Raw genomic sequence first — 22,928 nt, 5'->3', positions numbered from 1 at the left:
CCTACCTATTCGTTTATTTTGGACTTGTTTTCAGGCTTGGTGGGTTGATGTACAGAAGCCTATCAAACTTTTAGTCGCGCAAGGAACCTAACCATGGAGGTCTTGACTGCGTTCGCCATTTGTTGTCCTTGTTTATGAACGCAGCCAAGACAGCTAGCAACAGCATATTTATGTCTTGAATTTGGGTACTCTGTAAATCAGTGTCTTTAAAAAAAACAGAAACAGATTTTAACAAAGCCTTCTGTGCTACAGAAAGTGATTGTTTGGTCTTAGTGTCGGGGAGACATGGTTCATCACAAGCATACACAAAACATAAAAAAAAAAATAAAAATAAAAAAAAAAACAAAAAAAAACAAACAAGAGTTCTGATGTTCAAGTAGGTTGTATTAGTGGTCTCCAGGAATGAAATCTTGTTTGACGGCCAATTGGTTTCAGGATTAGGTGCATGGTCAATGAAGTATCCTTACTGGGAGAGCTTCCTGTTGAAAAGAAAAAGGGAGATTCTGTATGTTGCGAATATCTGTTTTGGAAACCGAGAATGTTACAGAGATTCGTGTGACTGATAACTCAGATAAAACATATCGTTATTTTTTTGCAACTCATCACGTGATGAAAAAATCTGAATGAGAGTAGAAGACAAAACAACGTCTTATTAGGATGGCGGGGCGACAAGGTTGTAAAAATATAACTTCTTAGGTGGCTGGTTTGACTTATCTGTTCAACAGGTTCGTTTTGCCAAAAGCCATTTCCTTTTTATTGGTGGATTTTCATGTGCTCTAAAAATATCCACACCTGTAGCCCTACCCTTACGGCCATAAAGGGAAGGGTCTTAAATCGAGAACATGGTTCTAAAGATGGTGATGTATTAGAAAAATATCTGGAAGATGGATACTATCTTGTTGATAAAACGGGTACCATCAACGACGAGTTATCCTTTGGGTGAAAAATTTTCTTCCTTTCGGAGATTATACTGAGAAAGATATATTTTACAGCAATAGTGCATGTTTGGAGGACATTCTATCTCCTATTTGCAAATGCAATTGTTTAAACAAGCTGAAATTGAAGGCATTGAACACGAAGAAATGCAGGCAGCTTCCGTATGTTTGCAAGCAAGGGATTAATCGCAAATTTGATGGTGCAATCGTTTGTGCAGTGAAATTATGTACTCATGCCAGACTAACAGGTAAGAATTAAGTTCTGTGAGCAGGCTGGCCTTGATTGGAAGCACCTAAACGACTCGCATTAGCAATTATTGTTTTTGGCTTATCAGAAAGATTAATTGGGATGTTTTGATATCTCACACGTGCCTTGGAGGCGAGGCGACAGTTTGCATTGAAAGCTAAAGCCCAAGGAAACAACTGATTCTGGCAACTGTGATACGATTGGCTAGAAAACAGAAGAGTTGGTTAAGAGCATCTGCCTTTGCAACGTGTTATACTGATTTGAAAAGAACAACCAGGTGGTAAATTTTTCAGTTGGTTCAGGAAATTACAGAAAGCTGGCGGAACTAGTTTTTGCATTGGTTGAGGACGGGTTTAAGTGCGTGACTCTGCTGCTTGACGCTTGGCAGGATATTGGGTTGTGTGAATGAAAGTGCTGATATTTCTAAGCCGATGAGTGATATTTTATATTAGATAATCGTTAGATTTCTTCGAGGAATATGAATTCTTTATCTGAATCGTTGCAGAATTAATTCAAGAGAAATAGTTCAAGAAACAGTTGTGAATAAATGAAGTTTAATTGGTGTGTTGGTGTCTCTAAATTGGGTTAAAGAGCCCCAGCTAATCTTTCGATATTGCACAATGCTGAACATACTTTGTAAGAATCGCCGTTCGTACTAGTCTTTGCATATTCAAAGTAGGTAAGAGACCGAGAAGCTGAGGTTATAAAACTAAGAACTGGAGTTGTCTCATGTTGAGAAGTACTGGCTCCGTTGTGTCAACTGTATGGCGGTGTGATGGCAAAATATATACCCTGGAGAGGGACCAAAATGTGGGTGTCCTCCCTGTCTAAATTATTGTAAAAAACCATTGGCAGTGGACATACTTTATGACTTATAATTGTCTGAAACTAGTTTCACAATACAAACTTGACAGTGCAATTATTAATGTGGATTTTAAGTTTGATGCATCGTACGAAAGGTTAATGTTAGAATAGCATGCTAAAAGTATAATTTGAATGAGGTGTTCTTATGATTCAAAATGTTGTTACTTCCATAAGTCCTGTATTCTGGGACAGCCGAACTTACTTATTATCCTATGATTTATTTTTTTGCCTAAAAGAAAGCGAAAAGACAATCATTAACATCTATTTAGGACATTTCTAGGCTCTGTTAGTCCTATATTGCTAAGTTTACTTTTGCATTTGTCTTAAATTATATGTCCTATTTAAAGATTTTTAGGTTTTTGCTCGTTTTGATTCGAAATTTTCTAGGACTCAAAGTTTTGACTTTTAGGCAGATTCTGATGGAGAACGCTATTGCAAAAGATGGTTTGCCGCAAAGATGAATAAAAATCCTGATCTGTTTCATTCGAATATGATATACTTTTGCAAGGTTGTGTGCTGACCATGTATCGGTGTTTTTTGTCCCTATTTTATTACCTTAAATTTAGCGGGGATGAAATGCGCAGAAAGAGGGGGCAGAAATGAGTAATTTTTGATAGTGGCTTTACTTACTTTTCTAGTCATGATTTATCTGCTTGGTTTTTTCTGCCCAAAAGTTTGGCACAAGTCCCTTCTGTGAGAACTTGGAAAAATATAGCAGATGGTTTATTGCGCGTTGTTTATTTTATTATTGGGGATACTATATCCTGATTGAAAACAACGTTTTTGCATGCTATGGACCTTTGTTAAGCTAGGAGAAAAATATTAATGAAAAAAGATAGGTCGTCTGCCAGTGATGTTTATAAATCAACAAAATGTTGACAATACGCAAGAACTACCTTGAAAACGGAAAAAATCCAAAATCACTTCGCTATTCTTTATCAAGTTTACCGATAGTAAACAGATAAAATCATCTTTTCTCTCCTTGCCCGTCGAAGGAACTCTGTGTCTGGCGATATAGCCCTGTTTATTAAGGCGTCTCAGTATGTCACACTGCCTCCCACCCCTTCGTAAACTAGCCAATCAAAACGCTTGGCACTAGAAGGAAGAGGGGAAAATTTATATTATTTTATAAAAGATGAGAAATCAGAGATTTTTTTTAATCAACTAGGATAACAACTATTATTTACTACTGGTTAGCCAATGATTCTATAATAGGACTTATCTATGAAATTTTTTGATGAAAATTCCTCACAAGGAATACCTACTCGTATCAAATGTTTAAGAAAAAGTATAATTTAAAGCAGCGACCTAGGTAATGCAGGCAAGTTAGCCAAGTTGACAAGGGAGGAATTTGAAAGAATGTGGTTCTTTTATTTTTTGTTTCATTTATGCCGCGTATGGCTACTGGAATATTAGTGGTCATTCATGAATCATAATAGATCGGCCCGCTCTTTTATGGACTGATCGTTTATTGTTTCAATCGGTAGCAAACGGTTTTACATAAATTTAATTGATAAAACCCAATATAGATCAGAAAGATTACTGTGAAAGCTTACCGCACAAGATAGAAAGTTATTGATACCATGACCTAATCATTAAAGGAGTGTGGGATTGATTCGATCCCTTTAATTCCTCTATATCCGATTCTGATGTAATTGCGGCATTTTACATCATAACTTTAAAACACTTATCCGAAACAAGAGTGATAACTAAAAAACGGGGACCAAAGTTAGGTGTATTATTTAATGCTTAGGAGACCTAAACTATTCCCCTATTTATATCCTATTGATTCAGATTTTATGAGATTAATCGTAGTATCGGTTCTGAAAAGCCTTGATAATACGGCTGTTTTTAGTCGCACACTGAAACCCATACTTTCCAAACCAGGTCTTAAGAAAGCTCGTAAAGCATCACGAATTCTCAAAACGTGAATCAATACGATTATATAACGTTTACATACATTCAAGAATTTACTCTTGTATGTCTTTTTTGTTGACAAAGTAAGACTTATCACAAAATTTTTCTTGAGTTATTTTTTATCGATAACTTATATCAAATAAATGAAATTTATTTGATATAAAAAGGGACCGTATACAATATTCTAGTAAAACTTCTATTAGTTTGACAGTAAATCAAAGGAGTGTTTTAATAGAAAAAAAGATAGAAAAATGAGAGGATTGATTGTGAGGAAAAAAACAATAGGTTGTAGTTTCAATACTTCTACTAATGATTTGCTTTTGCTTATATTTAATGCAAAAGTAAAACAACATAATACCTAGATAATGATTTCCAACTTCGTTAGCAAAAGGGTTGATAACGTTGGGAGTTTGTTGCCAAAAGGGGGTATATAAAGAATCCCTAAAAAACTATAGAATCTGTGTGGATTATGAACTAAATGACTTAAGAAATATAAAAATCGAGAGTTCGAAATCCTGAGTTAAAGAACTAGCTTGAGCACCTATATTGATTGTCCTTAAGAAGGAAAAGGAAACGGCAAAATAAATCGAAAATACTTGGATAGAATTCTTTAGAAACGCGTGGAACCAACCCAATATAAAACGTTTATGAATTACTTTTAGCTATGTACATTCAATAAGTGAAATCCCTGTTCAAGATAAAATAGTTTTTCCATCATATATTGAGGTCCGTGAAGCTGTTAAGAATTTAATAGAGTTTTTTAACGGAAATATTTAGTAGATACTTTTTGATGCAAAAAACTTTGTAGTTGAAGAGGTTGAAGAATGGTCCAAAGAAGAGAAACGATACGTGGGGAATTTTGAAAATACTACAGGTCATCGCATCAATTACATTTATTAATATTTCTTTTTATGATGAAATGATAAATTTTTCTGGTTTTAGTGTTTGAAACAAGATATTTATGGGGAAACATAGAAACTAAACAAAGCTTTGAAATTCTCGATTTCCATATCAGACAATAGGTCAATATTTTAGGTTAATTTGGGTGGGAAAACAGTTTTAGGTATGAGTAAGTTTCTTGTTTTATTAGCTAAAAAAATAATATATTCAATAGACCTTTAAGAAAAGCTCGTAAAGCATCACATTTATTAGACGTTACTTCGAGAGAATATTACTATACTTACAAAGAGCACCTTTCGGGAGGTGTTCTTTTTTTTGTACTTTCTTACTAAGATTGGGTGCACATGACAAAGTCAGTTGCCTCAAAACGTTTAATCAATACGATACTATAAACATTTACAGACATTCAGAATTTTCTCTTGGATGTCTTTTGTTTTAAAAATACAAAATTCACCCAACAATATATTTTAAATCAATATTTTGTTCCTTGTATGAGTGTAGTATTATATATTAAGTCAAGATAATTTAAAGGAGTTATGAATGAAAATAGAAAAGGCATAAATTGGCTTTTGATTTTGTTATTGTTGCCTTAATCCCTATAGTGGCTGATAAGTTCTCTCTCTTCTTTTTTATCATAAGAAGCAAGTGCAGGAAGTAGTGACTACTCCTACAACGGAACAGCGTTCTACTACTAGTACGACAACGACGTTTCACAAGTACTTCTAGTTTCAACGCTTCCCCAAGATAGTATTACTACGAACCACCAGAGGAGGAAGAGACCTTCGGACACAAGAAAGAGAAAACGAATGCTGAATCACAAAAATAGTGAGCAAGAGCCATTCTAAATGAATTTCTCTACTCTAGTTTGTCCATGAGAAATGGGCTTTGACAAGATTTACATTCGATAAAAATGGACTAGTAAAACAGTGGGACACATTGAGAAAGGGAGCATGGTAGCCATTGAACTATGTGAATTCAGTGTTAGATCTGGTTTTACCAGGTATGGAATGAGTGTGTACCCTGCTGGACTTATTATAGATGGGTTAGATTCTGCCTTAGTCAAAAACAGCTTAACTGCTGGTCCAAGCTGCTCAAACTAGCTCGACAATTTTTATTAAAGTAGACTAATAATCAACCATCTCCAATTGATGAGATGGTTTTTTCTTCTTTATTTTGTAAGTCATTCTCATTTTTTAATAAGCAAGTAGGGGTTTAAAAATAGCTTCCATAGGTGTTTCCAGCCTTGTTTAGCAGATGTTGGAATTTAAATGAAGGACCTTGAATGGATTATTATTTTTCTTCATAGTATGTTTTGTGTTTATAATGTAGATGCGATATGAATTAAATTACGATAGCTCTGTAAAATTCCCTGTAAATATCACTTTTGTGTGAACATGACTACATTTGAATTTTATTAGAATGGGTAGGAGGTGGTGTTACAATGATAAGTTTAGAGTTGATGTCTGAAGAAAAATAGCATAGTGTTTATTCTTTTGAAAAAGAAAATACGAGAGTAATTTTGGGCGAAGGTTGGTTCCTCCTAGACCAGCTCCAACTTATTTTTTTTTTTTTTTTTTTGGATTCAGGAAAGTTTTAAAGAAATTACAAGGAATTGTTAAGGGAACAAGAGATCATGATGTCTCCTGCATCTTATTAGAGATACACAAGGTGTTATGGTTGGAAGAATCAATTTAAGTTTTTAGGGAAGGATAGAAAAACAGCAGAAACTTGGATATAGAGTGGAGAAAATGTTACTAATTTAGGATATGGCCAGCGAAGCGGTAAACTCGTTTTAGAAAGGCTTTACTACTTTATGATAAGGCCTTATACTTATGGTTTACTTAACCCATGTCATTGCGGGACGCAACGCTACAACTCTGGCTTCACAAGAGTGTGCTTTTACAAAAATGGTTTTACCTGGTTGGTAAAATATAGAAAATGTACTTTCAAATGAATAACGAGTGGATTCATACGGAGTATTGAGCATAAGAATTCTATAGCATCATCATTACAGCCGTTTGCCAACCCCCAACATTTGAGTAGACACCCGACAGCTCTTTACTTTTTATATAATAAAACTAAACCAAAATGGTGCCAATTGCAACCACAAGTACAACTACGATGACCAAACATCACTCGCTAGGAGGTAAAAAACAGGTACCAAACCAGAAAAATCAAAGCTACGGACCGAAAAGAGCTAAAGCTAACAACAGAAAGAAATTGCAGAGCAGCGTTGGCATAGTTTTTCAGGCTTATTCGGCTTGGTGAGCGTGGTGTCAAAGAGCCTTCTGAAGGAAAGGTTACGCAGCCTAGCAGAAAATCTGTAAAGTACCAAAAGCTATTTCACCCAAATTCGACAATTTGTTCCGTCTCTATAATAGCCTCTCGAACCACCACGGGAAAGAAAAAGGTGGTCAGCTCCTATGCCCCGTAATTTGGCTCAAGAAGCAACCAATGCCAAGACGCGTGCACTCGATGATTTTTCAGGGGGGGGGGGGAAAAATAAAACACAATCTACGAGTATCTACGTCTATGAACGTGCAAGTGTCGGCTGGTATCCCCCGGCACGCTTCGGGTTTATGATGATCGAAACTTTGATACGGTTTACTTCAATGAAGTAATTGGCATCACGATTTGCTTCATGGGTATCTGGGGATTCCGATGGAACCTAAATATCAACCCAATGGTTCGTGCCTCTAGATTCGAGACGACGATTTGCATATGACGGAGCGCGTCCTCTGCAGGATGCGTTGCAATCCCCACCTCAGACCTATATCAAACGGTGAAGAAGAATGTTCTGGCGTCTGGGTCTCTATCGATCCTAAATACAAGGATATTCACATTTCTTACGAAGAATAATCCGCGAATTGTGGGCATTATCGTGGTAATTTTTGTACCGATGGAGGGGATGCCGATGTGGCTTATTACTTTGAATTTTTCCCAAGAGCCAAAAGTTGATTTATTGCCTTTGTTGAGAATATGAGAGTCCCTTTTTAATCCAGTGGTTGAGTGTTGGTGGAAAGAGGAACCCATTCCCCTTCAAAACCTCCCTTTTGTGTCCTGAGTCCGATCGGATAATTGCCTGTTGGGCTTATTCTTGCCTCCTCGCCTATGTTTAAAAAGTTTTTTGAAAAGCAAATGTAGGCCGTGCTTATGACCTGCCCTTTGATATCAAGACGCGTAAATTTTTCATACTATAATGCAAGAAACGAAGGTTTACGGTACAGACCCAGACCTATGTAAAACTTCATCGAAGACTGGGCCTCGAGCGACCGTGGATTGTTCCTCCTCGGATGGATAAGTATATCGCAGTTAATCGGGAAATCCAACGAATCTTCAGAACGATGGAGTCCCAGATGGATATCATCCTTACTCTATTGATGAGGTTTTATATCGATTTACCATTCGCTCAATTATTTTGTCCCAGGACATGCAATTTCTCGCAAGGATAAGCTGATATGCTTCGGCCGTATCCAGAGGGAATGATCTGGCGGCAGCCGGGGATTTACTCGACGGTCCGGCATTCGAATGCCAATCCTCTGCTTGCTAAGTTTGCCTTGGATAATGAAGCCAAGCACACACCGACTAAAGGGCCAACTGGTCCTATCAAGATGTGACAGATATGTCATGGTCCATTCCAAAGATGACCGACTTTTGGGGATTGGGACATCGGATGGAGAAGCCGCTTGAATGCCTTAGAGATTTATTCGATTCCAGAATTAGCCAATAGCAATCCGGATTTTTCTGAAGAAAGAACTTTGGCCACGCTGGACTGCGCCTATGGTTTCATGCTGGCAATGGGATTTGACGAGGTAATTTCATCTAACCGTGTATAAAGCTAAATCTCATGGTTTGGAGGGCAAATTCGCAAAATTTTATCAGCCAGAGGAGACTATTTCAAAACGGCAGTTCCGAGATATTGAAATTATCCTTCGAGAGATGGCTGAACAGTTGGGCTATCGGTTTTTTCTTCGAAGGGGGCTAGAAAGAAGACGACGGTGGTATCTATCCATCTGGTTTTTCTACAGCAGGTAACACAAAACGCTCCTCGTAACGAAAAAATGAAAACAACATCCTCATATCCCACCGCAATGAAGGTGAGCCAACCAATAACACCATTTTTTGGTCGGGCATGTCCTGGCAAGTTCCTATAAGGCAATACAGCTTGCTGGGGGGCCGTCAGTATTTGTTGCTGTCAGTTATGTCCGAGTTTGTGGACGAATCCTTTGGTTTGATTTCGCCTTTTTGATGATGGTTGATAAAGTAGAAAAAGAAGAAGGGCTCCAGACTGGGGCTATTGATTTCCCAATTCGAGAGGCAATTCTGATTTACTTCTTTCTCTCTTAAATGTCGACTGGTCCCGACGACCCCGGCCTTAGAGGATGCATCGAGACAGGTGATTTCCAGAAGTAAGGGCTAATCGGAGGGGCAGTCCTGCTGGAGGGTTAGAATGGGCTAAAATGATTGATCGTTCTTATTTGCCCTTCCAATCCGACAAGGGACATATCATGAGATCCAGGGATGGCGCCGAAGGGATGTGGCTTCTTTTTGTCAGAAGAGCATACGAGCTCGCTCAGTGAGACTAAAAATGCTGTGTCGATTTTTCGACTAGATTTTGACTCCTGCTTGAGAAGTCGCTCTTTGCCCCTCACACTCTTATAAATAGACTAAAAGTGGTTCTTTCATATTTAAGAGAAAGAGAGTGCAAAAGCAGGATATTGGTTGAATTAAGAGAATTATCTCCTGAAGGAGTCTCTGGTTAGGAAGCGGATGATGGCTATTAGACTCAGACTGCTAAGGGTTGATGAGCCTCCTAGAAATTCAACTGTGTCAGGAGGAAGTTTATGATATAAGAAAAAGCTTTATGAAAATAAATTGGGGGGCAGATGGACTATTTTCTGCCGATGATCTACATAGTTTTAGGAAGATTTTGCAAAAATACTCTATTATGAATGTACCCCTGACTTTTCTGATTGACGACATTCTAACGAACGCATGGCTATCACAACCAAAGGACTACTTTGTCTTGAGTCAAGGAAACGCCAAGGACGGCGGTAGGGAAATGGTTTTATTTAGGTGAAGAGGAAACGGAGGGGAATTGTCCCCGACCCGACTCTGCTCTCTTGGACTTGTGCGTAAACATCAGTAAAGATTCTTTGGGGCCCCCTTACGGGGAAAATTATGTGTTGCACTACACACAATCGCACGGCACCCCCCCCTTGAATCATTCCTAGCCGTTCACGAGCGTTTCCTTGAAATGGTTACACTGTTTGTCTCGTAAAAGCCAATTGAACTATACAATTTTTAGTTCTTGACTAAGTGCCAGAAACAAGTATCTACTGTTCTTTGCTGATCGCCACAACGGCTCGAGAACTAGGACTCTAATTTTCAGGAGAAAGCACCCCACACACACACTGGTCGTTATATTTGGTTTTTAATATATGTGTGGAATGTTGGTGTGGTTGGAAACACAAATGTCACCTGATATTTGATTCAAGGGCTGAAAAAGCTCATCCTAACACTGCCGTTTGATAGGATTTTTGTCCTAGGTGCTGCTGACAACATTTGGTGAAGGGTGTGTATTGCCAGAATGTCTGCTAAAACGGCTGGTGTTGAGCTTGACACAATTGGTAGTCGGACATACTCGTTGGGGCCCACTTCACGGTGGAACTGCCAAACAGAGGGGACAATGCCACCATCACCGCTCTGAGACAGGACGTTTTGTCTTGGTGCACAACGGGGTGATTGAAAACTTGAAATCAAGGAAGAATACCTGCGGGTCACCACTCAAGGGACAAACAGATACGAAATCGCCGTTCCCTTAATTGATTGGAAATTTTTTTTTGCGGAAGAAGACGGCTTGTCATTATTGGCTTTCAAAAAGACCTCACATCCCGTGGTTTATGCCTTTGCTTGATCGACTCTGAAAATCCAGATGTCAGCCTATGTAGGCAAAAACAAATCACCTATCTGTTGGTCTCGGGAAGCCTATAACATGGTTGATCAGACGCTATGGCCATGCTCGTGACACCGATATAACCCAATACGTATGGAGACCCATGCACCAAAGAGTTGGGTTATCGTGAAAGCTGATAGCGTTGAACGATGCAAGACTACGATGGCAACAGCCGTGCGCGTGCTGCTAACATGCTGAGAGGACTTTTTTGATATCGGAACGGGAACCTACTCCTTACACATGCTCAAAGAAATTGAGAGCAACCAACAGTGATAGCGTAAGCTCATCCAGCTACACAGATGGAGCTGGTATAGTGTAGAACGCCACCATCATCAAGGCTGTTGCAAGAACGCTGATCGCATCTACATCCTTTCAGCTGGAACAATCTTATCATGCAGGATTTCGCTTCTCAAGAAGATGTTGGAGCTTGACGGATCACCCGTTGAACTTGGAATCTCTCTTGAGTGTGGATATGATATGCCACTTTCACAAGAAACCTCTTTTCATCTTTATCAGTCAGTCTGGTGAACAGCTGATAGCCGTCGTTTTGGTCCAAGGCTAAATGGGAATGGGTATCCAAGCTTGATCAGTGACACGTGCCAGGATCAACGCTGTCACGTGAAGCCAACCATACTATGTTGCTTCATGCAGGTGTCCTGGAAATTGCCGTAGCATCACTAAGGCTTATACAGCACAAATCGCAGCCTTGTCCTTCACTTGCAAAAGCGGTTGGTGAGCAACTGGCAATGAAAAAGCCAAAGCCTTTGACTTGTTTTCATGCGTTATCTATCGTGGCTCCTTCTATCGAAATCAACTCTTTCAGAAAAAGAATTGATTGATGCTAAAGTTCGTGACCATCCTTGAACAACACGCAAAGCCTTTTACATCGGACGTGGTCAAGAACTAATATTTGGCTATGGAAGCTAGTCTCAAACTCAGAGATTTCTTACTCCAATGTTGAAGGTTTTGCGGCTGGATGTAACCTCAAGGCACGAACGATTGCCTTGATTGAAGAGGGACACCTGTTTTTGGCCCTCTTGTCAGATCCAGTTCTTGCTAACCCACTCGTGAAATATCCAAGAATTGCAGACGCGTGGGTGCTGAAGTCCTTACCATCGCAGAAGAAAATGTTGCCAAAGATACAGCGATATCGTTCTTACGACCGTACACTTACCTCTCACCAATCGCATGTCGTACCAACGCACTAGTCGCTTACATTTGCAACCCTACCCGTGGACTCGATGTGGACAAACACGTAACCTTGCTAATCATAACAGTAGAATAAAAAAAGTCTAGTTAACACTAGTACTTTTTTATTATAAATCTTGCATAGACTCTTATTGGTTCGTTGACAACTGCAGATAGATAGTCGACTGATATTGATGACGAGCATGTCTTCGAGCCTTTGATATCAAAATTATTGAGTAATAGCATCGTAGTCATATCCATGATTTCTTTTCGATATTAGAGGGTTTCTTTGATCCCAAGTTTCATACTCGGATTTTATTTGAAGATGGAATTCGTAGAGGGAATCAAGAATTGTGTATGGGCGAATCATACTCACTTAGGACAAAGACCTTGACTTTCTTTTATGTTCAAATAATTGATCTGTAAGGCCCTCGGATGAGTAAATAGGGTGTAGATTAGGTGAGAAAGGGGCCGGAGTTTCTCCTTTTGCCCCATAATATCTTGCTATCGCACATTTCAAGACTGTTGCCTCATAAAAATTTGGGGAAGAATTTTTTATCTTTTCCAAGGGGTAATCTTTATTTTGTGAAATTGATTGATTCAGAGTTGATTTCTCTTCGCTCAAGCAAAGGCAGTTATGTGTAAAGCTCAAATCAAGGTATCAGTATTTGAAAAATTGAACACCAAATCTTCGAGTCAAGTTGGTCTAGAAATGTCTCGTGCCGCATGGTAGGAACGATCCATGTTGTCAAGGGACTGACGGGCCATAGGAATCTTTCAAACTGTAAAGAAGAAGGAGCAGGTTCGCAAAAGGGCTAAAAATCTGATTGAGGTTCTCTGCGGTAATTTTCAACATTGAGGCCTTGGGCCAATTCTTGCAGTTGCTGTTGGAAATCATCAAGCTGGTCGTAGATGGGCTCAACCAAAAGAAGTACTTTGTTTTGGCAAACGCAACAAAATAGCCTCTCTTCATTCTGGGCAAATCGACGTAGCCTGCGTTCGGATTTGGTAGAGGATTTTTGAATTTGGCAGGGAATTTTGCCTAAAATGGATAAAGAAAGAAACAAAGTATCAATATCTGACTTCTGTGATTTCGTGAAAGGCCACTTAAAAAAGCTATAGGCCTCATGGAAAATATTGGGAGGAAGAAAAAACGAATATCTTTCGCTCCAATGATAGAAATAGGAGTTACCTTAGCATTAAAGCGATACTGGGGTCTTTTTGCTCCGTCAGTGTCTTGTTAATATCTGCACTTCTTTCGTAAGGACGGAAGTGAGATATCTAGAGATTCTCAGAAAGATGTTCATAGGTAAAGGACTGTCTGGAGGGAAAAAGGCTTTAAAGATTTGAAAATAATCAGATGTTTGTAAAAATATTGGTAGGATTCGGCTCGATGCAATTTATGTTGGACATTGACCATCATAATCCCTGCAGTTGAGTGTCTGATATCAAAGTCAGGAAAGATTCACGTAATTCCTTGATATCACTCTTACAATCGAGCATTGTAGCCAATGATTTTAGGCTAAATCATCAAAGATAAATCCAGTCGGATTTCAAACAAATATTTCTAAATCTTTAATGTCTTTGCCCCCTCCTCCTTTTTTGACTGAGTAATTCTCTCAGTATAAATAAACTCCCTAAGTCATGTTGGAATAATTAGAAAAAAAAGATATTTGTAGATTGCCAGAGTTTTAATAAAATAAAGTCACCCTAAGAGAGATTGAAAATCTATCGAAGAGGGGTGATTATGGTAAGAAGTTTTCTATTAGTCTTCAATCTACCTTACGATATAACGATTCGTATTGGTAGTAAGGATTCAAATGTTACGTTGATTCCTAGTTTACGAAGGAAGTTCTTGTCTTCATCCGTTAGATAATTGTAGAATGGCTTCGCTTCCTTTGAGATTTCCGAGTTCGTTCATGGCACGATCTTGCATCAGGATTTGCATAGCTGTGATGGCAAGTGCAATTGAGGAATTCGTTAGAATGAAGACGTAGATTGCGACTACCCAAGTGATTGATTTTCAATCCTTGGATTGGTTTTACCCCTTCTGTTCAATTAATTTTGTTTTCTGCATCGTATTTGCGACTTCTTGATAGCATTGATCAGGCAGCAGCTGTTGGGCCGAAGAGTTCGGAGTTCTATACCTGTAAACGATTTCACCAGATGGTAATTCAAGAGCCAGAAGCTGGTACGTCTGTTTCTTCAGCTCTTTGGACGAGCGGTACAGATACCTTACGGTCAGCTGGTGTGATACGAGATAGTTCATAAGAAGTTCGATTTTTCTTGCAGGCAGACTCAGCAACTTTTCAAGCCTTAAAGTCGAGAACTGTTGATATAGCGGACGGATAATTTCTTGTTAGATGCTTCAATTGCAGCGGCGCATATCAGTAATTGCAAAACCCACCATATTTACACCCATGTCGTTGGAGATGCATAAGGAGATTCACCCAAGCTATCGTTCTAGCATACGCTTAAGGGAAGGGAAAATCTCGATATCGGCGGTTGTAGTTGACTGTTGTTTCTCCGTAAGTTTGGAGATGGAATGGGTCAATCATATTAACGTCATCTAGGGTCTGCTGTTGCCGCTCATAAGCTAAGTTGACTGGATGATGGAGAGGAAGGTTCCAAAATGGGAAGGTTTCAACATTAGGCTAAACCAGACTTTAATGCCATTTAGTGGGTCGTGGTCCATGTTAGGACAACAAGTTGCCAATTACTGACCCAGGTCCAGGAGCAGTTACGACAATCAAGTTGGCGACTAGTTGTGATGTAGTCGTTTTTCCCCATGCTTCTGGAGAAATGATGTGGCCATATTCAGTCGGGTATCCTTTTATTGGATAATGAAGATAGGAATCAATCCCGTTTTTATCTAACTGATTGCGGAAAGCATCTGCTGCAGGTTGGCCAGCATATTGAGTAATAACAACTGAACCTACAAAGATACCTAGCTCGTTGAATTTATCAATCAAACGAAGCACTTCTTGGTCATAAGAAATGCCCAAGTCTCCACGAGCTTTTGAGTGTTCGATATTGCTAGCGTTAATAGCGATCACAACCTCAACTTGCTCTTTCAACTCTTGCAAGAGTTTAATTTTGTTGTCTGGTTCATAACCAGGAAGTACGCGAGCGGCATGGAAGTCTTCCAGCATCTTGCCTCCAAACTCCAAGTAGAGCTTGCCATCAAATTGATTGATACGCTCCAAAATATGGTCGCGTTGTAAATTTAGATATTTTTCAGAACTGAAAGCTTGTTTTTTCATTTTTTTACCTCTGTTTTCTATTATATAAAAAAAATAGAAGATTAGAAACTAGAGAGTCGCAAAAGTGAGAAAAAAAGATGAAGCAAACGCTTGCATAAAAATGATAAAAAGTCTATGATGGAATAAAGTGAACATTAAAAGAGGTAAAAAGATGCAAGAAAAATGGTGGCATAACGCAGTCGTCTATCAAGTTTATCCAAAAAGTTTTAAGGATAGCAATGGAGATGGGATTGGTGATTTGCCTGGGATTACTAGTAAGCTTGACTATCTAGCTAAACTAGGGATTACAGCAATCTGGCTTTCTCCTGTTTATGACAGTCCTATGGACGATAATGGTTATGATATTGCCAATTATCAAGATATTGCGGCTATCTTTGGAACCATGGAAGATATGGATGAGCTGATTGCTGAGGCTAAAAAACGAGATATCCGAATCATTATGGATTTGGTGGTCAATCATACATCAGATGAGCACGCTTGGTTTATTGAAGCTTGTGAAAATCCTGATAGTCCTGAGCGAGACTACTATATCTGGCGGGATGAACCTAACGAACTTGAGTCTATTTTTAGTGGTTCTGCCTGGCAATATGACGAAAAGTCTGGTCAATACTATCTCCACTTTTTCAGTAAGAAGCAGCCAGACCTCAACTGGGAAAATGAAGAACTCCGACAAAAAATCTATGAGATGATGAACTTCTGGATTGATAGGGGAATCGGTGGTTTCCGTATGGACGTAATCGATATGATCGGAAAGATTCCGGATGAGAAAGTTGTAAATAATGGTCCCATGTTGCACCCTTATCTCAAGGAAATGAATCAAGCTACTTTCGGCGATAAAGAGCTCTTGACAGTAGGGGAAACTTGGGGAGCAACACCAGAGATCGCTAGACTCTATTCAGATCCTAAAGGACAAGAACTGTCTATGGTCTTCCAGTTTGAACATATCTGTCTTCAGTATCAGGAAGGGCAACCTAAGTGGCAGTACCAAAAAGAGCTAAATGTTGGGAAGTTAAAAGAGATTTTCAACAAATGGCAGACAGAGTTGGGAGTTGAAGATGGCTGGAATTCACTTTTCTGGAACAATCATGACCTCCCTCGTATTGTCTCTATCTGGGGAAATGACCAAGACTACCGTGAAAAATCTGCTAAAGCGTATGCCATCTTGCTTCATCTCATGAGAGGGACGCCTTATATCTACCAAGGGGAAGAAATCGGGATGACCAATTTCCCGTTTGAAAGCTTGGATCAAGTAGAGGATATTGAATCCCTCAACTATGCGCGTGAAGCTCTTGAAAAAGGTGTTCCAATGGAAGCAATCATGGATAGCATTCGTGTGATTGGACGAGACAATGCCCGTACCCCAATGCAGTGGAATGGGACAAAAAATGCTGGTTTCTCAGATGGTCAACCTTGGCTTGCAGTCAATCCAAACTATGCGAAGATAAATGTAGAAGAAGCTTTAGCAAATCCAGAATCAATCTTTTACACTTATCAAAAACTGGTAGAAATTCGTAAGGAAAATAGCTGGTTGATTCGTGCTGACTTTGAACTTCTTGATACGGCTGAAAAAGTCTTTGCTTATATCCGTAAGGATGGAGACCGTCGTTTCCTAGTTGTGGCCAATTTGTCCAACCAAAAGCAAGAGTTTGCAGTAGAAGAGTCAGTTAAGTCTAACTTGATTGAAAATACCTCAGTAGAAAAAGTTTTAGCTACACAGACCTTGGCTCCATGGGATGCCTTCTGTGTCGAACCAGCTGATTAAAACCAGAAACTCAAGTATCTAAGATGCTTGAGTTTTTTTCTAAAATAAGTGTAGAAATTTCTTTAAAAAATATTAGTTTGAATTTTCTAAAAAATTCCATGAAAACCCTTGCTTTTATATAAAAATAGGGTATAATGGTGAAAAATAGTATTTTAAAGGAGAATACCGATGAAATCGAAAAAGTGGCTTGCAATAGCAGGGATAACGATGAGCGCAGCTCTACTTTTAGCGGCTTGTAACAAGGCTGAGAAAAAAGCAGATGCTCCGACAACATTTTCATACGTATATGCCATCGATCCGACAACATTGGACTATAGCATTACTAGTAAAAGTTCAACATCAGACGTCATCGCCAACTTGGTCGACGGACTCTTGGAAAATGACAAATACGGGAACTTGATTCCGTCGCTTGCCGAAGATTGGTCAGTCTCACAAGACGGCTTGACTTATACTTACAAGTTACGTAAAGGTGTCAAATGGTATACTTCTGAAGGAGAAGAGTACGCTGAAGTCAAGGCCCAAGACTTTGTGACTGGCTTGAAGCATGCTGCAGATGGGAAATCAGATGGTTTAACACTTATCCAAGACTCTATCAAAGGTTTGGCAGAGTATGTTAGCGGTGAGACAAATGACTTCTCAACAGTCGGTGTCAAAGCAGTTGACGATTATACAGTTGAGTATACCTTGAACAAGCCAGAAAGTTTCTGGAATTCTAAGGTGACAACGGCTACCATGCTCCCGGTTAATGAAGAATTCCTTAATTCTCAAGGGAAGGATTACGGAGCAGCAGCTCCTTCAGGTATTCTCTACAACGGTCCATATATTTTGAAGAACTTCACTTCAAAATCAGTGATTGAGTACGAAAAGAATCCAAACTACTGGGACAAGGACAATGTTAAGATTGACCACGTCAAATTGACTTTCTACGACGGTTCTGACCAAGAATCATTGATCCGTAGCTTTGCATCAGGTTCCTATACAACAGCTCGCCTCTTCCCAACTAGTTCAAGTTTTGACTCAACTAAGAAAGAATACGGCGATAAGATTGTTTATAGTCCTCAAGAAGCGACAAGCTATTACTTTACTTTCAACGTAAATCGTCAGTCTTATAATAAAACAGCCAAGACAGATGAAGCACAAAAAACTTCAACTAAAGAAGCCCTTCTCAATAAAAACTTCCGTCAAGCTATCAACTTTGCTCTAGACCGTCATGCCTACTCTGCACAGATGAATGGTGAAGAAGGTGCAGACAAGATTATCCGTACTAGCCTTGTGCCTTATGACTATGTACAGGTTGGTGAAAAGACCTTCGGTGAATTGGCGCAAGAACAATTGGTAACATACGGAGATCAATGGAAAGATGTTGCTTTGACAGATGGTAAGGATACTCTTTACAATCCAACAAAAGCAAAGGCTGCCTTTGAAAAAGCAAAAACAGAATTGCAAGCCAAAGGTGTAACCTTCCCAATTCATTTGGATATTCCAGTTGAACAGACAGATGTTATTGCTGTGCAACAAACCAACTCTCTCAAACAGTCTGTCGAAGCAGCGCTTGGAAGTGAAAATGTTGTTATCGATGTACTTCAAATGACTGACAATGAGAAAATGAGTATCACATCTCAAGCCAAAGTGCCTTCTCAAAAAGACTATGACTTGAATGGAACTGGATGGGGGCCGGACTATCAAGACCCAGCAACCTACCTCAATATCCTAGATGCCAAGAAGGGTTCTGCTCTTAAACACTTGGGTATTACAAAAGGTAAAGATCCAGAAGTCATGGCTCAAGTTGGACTTGATGAGTACAAGAAACTCTTGGATGATGCAGCGTCAGAAACGAGCGACCTCAACAAACGCTATGAAAAATATGCCAAAGCACAAGCTTGGGTTTCAGATAGCTCACTTCTTATCCCTGTAGCTTCTTCAGGTGGTTCTCCGACAGTTAGCCGTACAGTGCCATTCACAAAAGCATACTCTCAAGTTGGTATCAAGGGAGATCCATTTGTATTCAAAGGCTTAGAATTGCAAAATGATATTGTAACTGCTAAAGAATACGAAGAAGCTCTCAAGAAATGGCAAAAAGAAAAAATCGAAACAAATGCCAAATACCAAAAAGAGCTAGCAAATCACGTTAAATAAATTTTGACTATCCATAAAGAAATCTTGTTTTTAGCAGGATTTCTTTCTTTTTTTCGATTGCAAATAAGAGGTCGAATAGTATATAACTTTACTTTTAGGCTAAAATTTGATAATATAATTATATGTCATAAAACCTAACATACAAGGAGAAATGAAACATGAAGCTTAAAAAACATTTGATTGGAGTGGGGTTGACGCTTGCTGCTACGGTTCTATTGACAGCCTGTGGCCAGTCAGCATCAGACGGCAAGACATACTCGTCTACCTTTGGTGCAGATCCGACAACCTTTAACTATCTCTTGGATTACGCTGGTGATAACACTGCTATTGTAACCAACTTGGTAGATGGTTTGCTTGAAAATGATAACTACGGGAACCTCATTCCATCCCTTGCAAAAGAGTGGAGTGTTTCTAAAGACGGTTTAACTTATACCTACAAACTCCGTGAAGATGCTAAGTGGTATACTTCAGATGGAGAAGAGTATGCTCCTGTTAAAGCTCAAGACTTTGTAACTGGTATCAAGTACGCTGCTGATAACAAGGGTCAAGCTCTGGATTTGATTCAAAACTCTATCAAGGGTTTGGATGATTATGTAACAGGTGCTAATACGGACTTTTCAAATGTTGGTGTAAAAGCTATAGACGATTACACAGTTGAGTATACTTTGACTCGTCCAGAGCCATTCTGGAACTCTAAGACAACTAACAGTATCTTGTTCCCTGTAAACGAAGAATTCCTTGCTTCTAAAGGAAAAGACTTCGGAACTCTGAAACCAGATAGTATTCTTTATAGTGGACCATATTTGTTAAAAGATTTTACATCTAAGTCTTCTATCGAGTATGTGAAAAACCCACATTACTATGACCAAGAAAAGGTAACGATTGAAAAGGTAAAATTGGCCTACTTTGATGGCTCAGACCAAGACTTGACGATCCGAAACTTTGAAAGTGGCGCATACTCATCTGCAGGTGTTTATCCAAATAGTTCAAACTTTGCTAAGACAAAGGAAAAATACAAGGACAATATCGTTTATAGTTTGCAAGATGCGACATCTTGGTACTATAACTTTAACGTCAACCGCGGTGCTTATAACCACACTGCAAAAACAAGCGATGAACAAAAACAAGCAACTCAAGCTGCAGTTTTGAATAAAAACTTCCGTCAGGCAATCAACTTCGCCATTGATCGTACAGCTTATTCAGCCCAATCAAACGGTGAAGAAGCAGCTAAGAACACTCTTCGTAACACACTTGTGCCACCGACTTTTGTACAAGTTGGAGACAAGACTTTTGGTGAAACAGTTGCTTCTAAATTGGTGAACTATGGTACACAATGGGCAAATATGAATCTTGAAGATGCTCAAGATGGTTATTTCAACGAAGAAAAAGCACAAGCTAAGTTTGCAGAAGCTAAAAAAGAATTAGAAGCTCAAGGTGTGAGCTTCCCAATTCATTTGGATTTGCCTGTAGACCAAGTTAACAAGACTTTGCTTTCAGGTACAAACTCCATCAAGCAATCAATCGAATCAACGCTTGGTTCTGAAAATGTAGTGGTTGATGTTATCCAATTATCGACAGATGATTATACAAATGCAACAGCTCAAGCACCAACTCCAGCAGATCATGACTATGATTTGAATTTGGATGGATGGTCAGCTGACTATCAAGACCCTTCAACTTACCTCAATCCTTTCAACTCTGAGGACGGTTTCTATCTCAAAATTTTGGGACTTGATCCAAGTAAGGATGCAAACAAGATTACTAGTCTAGGTTTGGACCAATATACTCAAAAATTAAAAACAGCAGATGCAGAAAATACAGACGTAGCGAAACGCTATGAAAACTATGCAGATGCACAAGCTTGGTTGATTGATAGTTCCCTTCTAATCCCAGTTGTATCAAATGGTGGTGGTGCTTCGGTGACACGTGTGACACCATTTACACGTGCTTACTCACTAGTTGGTATCAAAGGAACTGGAAGTAACTACAAGTACATGAGATTGCAGACAGATGTCGTTACAAGCTCTCAATTTGCTGAAGCCAAGGCTAAATGGGAACAGGAACGTAAAAATTCTGTCGAAAAGAGTCAAAAAGAATTTGAAAGCCACGTTAAATAACAAAAAATAGAGCTTACAAAAGCTCTATTTTTATTTTGATTGTTTTTAAAAAACGCAAAAACTAACAAAAACAATAATAAAAATGCACAAGATAAATACATATTCAAAAGTAAGCGTTTCCTTGGTATAAGTAGATAGCCTTGAGGTATAGTTTGTGATATAATTGAATTAAAATATATTGTAGAGGTGTTCCGTGAGTACCAGACGATTAAAAAAAAGTAAATCTAGTCAAATTCAGCAGAGCTTGAACGCAGGTTTGTTAGTTATCTATGTAGTTCTTGCTTGTTTTTTATTGTTTCTAATTTTTAGATATCAGATTTTAGCCATTCACTTTGTAAATATCATTCTCTCGGGAGTCCTCGTACTTGTAGGATTGTTGGCCTTGGTTTTGATTTTAAAGAAAAAAGCTAAAATATTTACATTGATTATGCTTATCTTAGCAGTGTTACTAAACTCTGTTGCGTTAGTAGCAGTACAACAGTTTGTTAGTCTTGCAAATCAATTTAATGCCACTTCTAATTATTCGAGTTATTCGATGAGTGTGGCGGTGCTAGCAGATAGTGAGATTAATAATGTTTCAGAACTTTCAAGTGTAACTGCTCCAACGGGGACTGATGCTGAGAATATTCAAAGATTGATGGATGACATTAAGGTAACTCAAAGTAAAGAGTTGACAGTAGAAGAGAGCTCTTCATACCTGGCAGCTTATAAGAGTTTGTTAGATGGTAAAACCAAAGCGATTGTTTTAAATAGCGTTTTTGAAAATCTGATTGAGCAGGAATATCCTGACCACGCTAAAAAGATTAAGAAAATCTATACCAAGGATTTAACCAAGAAGGTGGAAGCGCCTAAGGTAGCTACAGGAAACTCCTTCAATGTCTACATTAGTGGGATTGATACCTATGGTCCTATCAGTTCTGTTTCGCGTTCAGACGTTAATATCATCATGACAGTCAATCAAGATACTAAAAAGATTCTTTTGACGACAACTCCTCGAGATGCTTATGTTCCGATAGCAGATGGAGGGAATAACCAAAATGATAAGTTGACGCATGCAGGTATTTATGGTGTTGATGCTTCTATTCATACTTTGGAAAACCTTTATGATATTGACTTGAATTACTATGCTCGTCTTAATTTTACTTCGTTCTTGAAATTGATTGACCTTCTCGGAGGCGTCGATGTCTATAATGATCAAGAGTTTACTTCACTACACGGTAAATATCACTTCCCTGTAGGGAACGTTCATCTGGACTCTGAACAGGCTTTAGGATTTGTTCGTGAACGCTATTCATTGGCAAATGGTGATGGAGATCGTGGCCGCAACCAACAAAAAGTCATTACAGCTATTATTCAAAAATTGACTTCAACTGAAGCTTTGAAAAACTTTGACAGTATTATTCAAAGTTTACAAGATTCGGTTCAAACCAATATGCCGCCAGAAACAATGGTTAGTCTGGTCAATGCTCAATTGGCAAGCGGAGGGAAATATACCGTTACAAATCAAGATTTAAAAGGAACCGGACGTATGGATCTTCCGTCATATGCTATGCCAGATAGCAACCTTTACATGTTAGAAGTTGATCCAACGAGTTTGGAGACAATCAAGACTGCAATAAAAGATACCATGGAAGGAAAATAAG

6 protein-coding genes and 6 pseudogenes are annotated in these 22,928 nt (G+C 38.9%); 10 read left to right on the top strand and 2 right to left on the bottom strand.

Translation table 11 applies throughout. The features are described 5' to 3' along the window. The first annotated feature begins 2,191 nt into the window (after nucleotides 1–2,191). From GOM46_RS06840 to GOM46_RS06815, 6 genes and pseudogenes are all read left to right on the top strand, one after another. Nucleotides 2,192–2,872: pseudogene (locus tag GOM46_RS06840) on the top strand (cadmium resistance transporter). Nucleotides 2,873–6,304: 3,432 nt separating this feature from the next. Further along, nucleotides 6,305–6,846, top strand: a pseudogene (locus GOM46_RS08465) (GNAT family N-acetyltransferase). A gap of 440 nt (nucleotides 6,847–7,286) precedes the next feature. Then, a complete protein-coding gene (locus GOM46_RS06835; RefSeq protein ID WP_235083395.1) occupies nucleotides 7,287–7,484 on the top strand; it encodes a hypothetical protein in 198 nt (65 codons plus the stop codon). A 388-nt stretch (nucleotides 7,485–7,872) separates the two neighbouring features. Continuing rightward, nucleotides 7,873–9,165, top strand: a pseudogene (locus GOM46_RS08460) (DNA polymerase); the annotation flags it as partial. 573 nt (nucleotides 9,166–9,738) lie between these two features. Next, a pseudogene (locus GOM46_RS06820) lies at nucleotides 9,739–9,943 on the top strand (DUF5960 family protein). Nucleotides 9,944–10,304: 361 nt separating this feature from the next. Beyond that, nucleotides 10,305–12,104, top strand: a pseudogene (locus GOM46_RS06815) (SIS domain-containing protein). Nucleotides 12,105–13,875: 1,771 nt separating this feature from the next. Here GOM46_RS06815 and GOM46_RS08455 read toward each other — a convergent pair. Both GOM46_RS08455 and GOM46_RS06810 read right to left on the bottom strand, forming a co-directional pair. Then, nucleotides 13,876–14,019 carry a hypothetical protein gene (locus GOM46_RS08455; RefSeq protein ID WP_414930186.1) on the bottom strand — a complete coding sequence of 48 codons (144 nt, stop codon included), beginning with the start codon at nucleotides 14,017–14,019 and terminating at the stop codon, nucleotides 13,876–13,878. Nucleotides 14,020–14,481: 462 nt separating this feature from the next. Next, nucleotides 14,482–15,270 (bottom strand): annotated as a pseudogene (locus GOM46_RS06810) (DUF1846 domain-containing protein). A gap of 151 nt (nucleotides 15,271–15,421) precedes the next feature. On the opposite strand from GOM46_RS06810, the gene GOM46_RS06805 reads away from it, so the two are divergent. The 4 genes from GOM46_RS06805 to GOM46_RS06790 all read left to right on the top strand — a co-directional run bounded on the left by GOM46_RS06805 (nucleotide 15,422) and on the right by GOM46_RS06790 (nucleotide 22,927). Then, the gene (locus tag GOM46_RS06805; protein WP_235083392.1) at nucleotides 15,422–17,032 is read left to right on the top strand and encodes a glycoside hydrolase family 13 protein; all 1,611 of its coding nucleotides are present in this window, start codon (nucleotides 15,422–15,424) and stop codon (nucleotides 17,030–17,032) included. 168 nt (nucleotides 17,033–17,200) lie between these two features. After that, nucleotides 17,201–19,168, top strand: coding sequence for a peptide ABC transporter substrate-binding protein (locus GOM46_RS06800; protein WP_235083391.1), 1,968 nt, complete (start codon nucleotides 17,201–17,203; stop codon nucleotides 19,166–19,168). Between the two features lie 158 nt (nucleotides 19,169–19,326). Continuing rightward, nucleotides 19,327–21,285: a peptide ABC transporter substrate-binding protein gene (locus tag GOM46_RS06795; protein ID WP_235083390.1), complete on the top strand. Its 1,959-nt coding sequence runs from the start codon at nucleotides 19,327–19,329 to the stop codon at nucleotides 21,283–21,285. A gap of 193 nt (nucleotides 21,286–21,478) precedes the next feature. Beyond that, on the top strand, nucleotides 21,479–22,927 hold the full coding sequence (locus tag GOM46_RS06790; RefSeq protein WP_235083389.1) for an LCP family protein: 1,449 nt from the start codon (nucleotides 21,479–21,481) through the stop codon (nucleotides 22,925–22,927). The last annotated feature ends 1 nt before the right edge of the window (nucleotide 22,928 follow it).

This window comes from Streptococcus infantis (genome assembly GCF_021497965.1).
In the GTDB taxonomy this organism is placed as follows: Bacteria; Bacillota; Bacilli; order Lactobacillales; family Streptococcaceae; genus Streptococcus; species Streptococcus infantis_B.
Note: the sequence above shows the minus strand (reverse complement) of the source record. Positions and strands in the feature narration are given on the sequence as shown.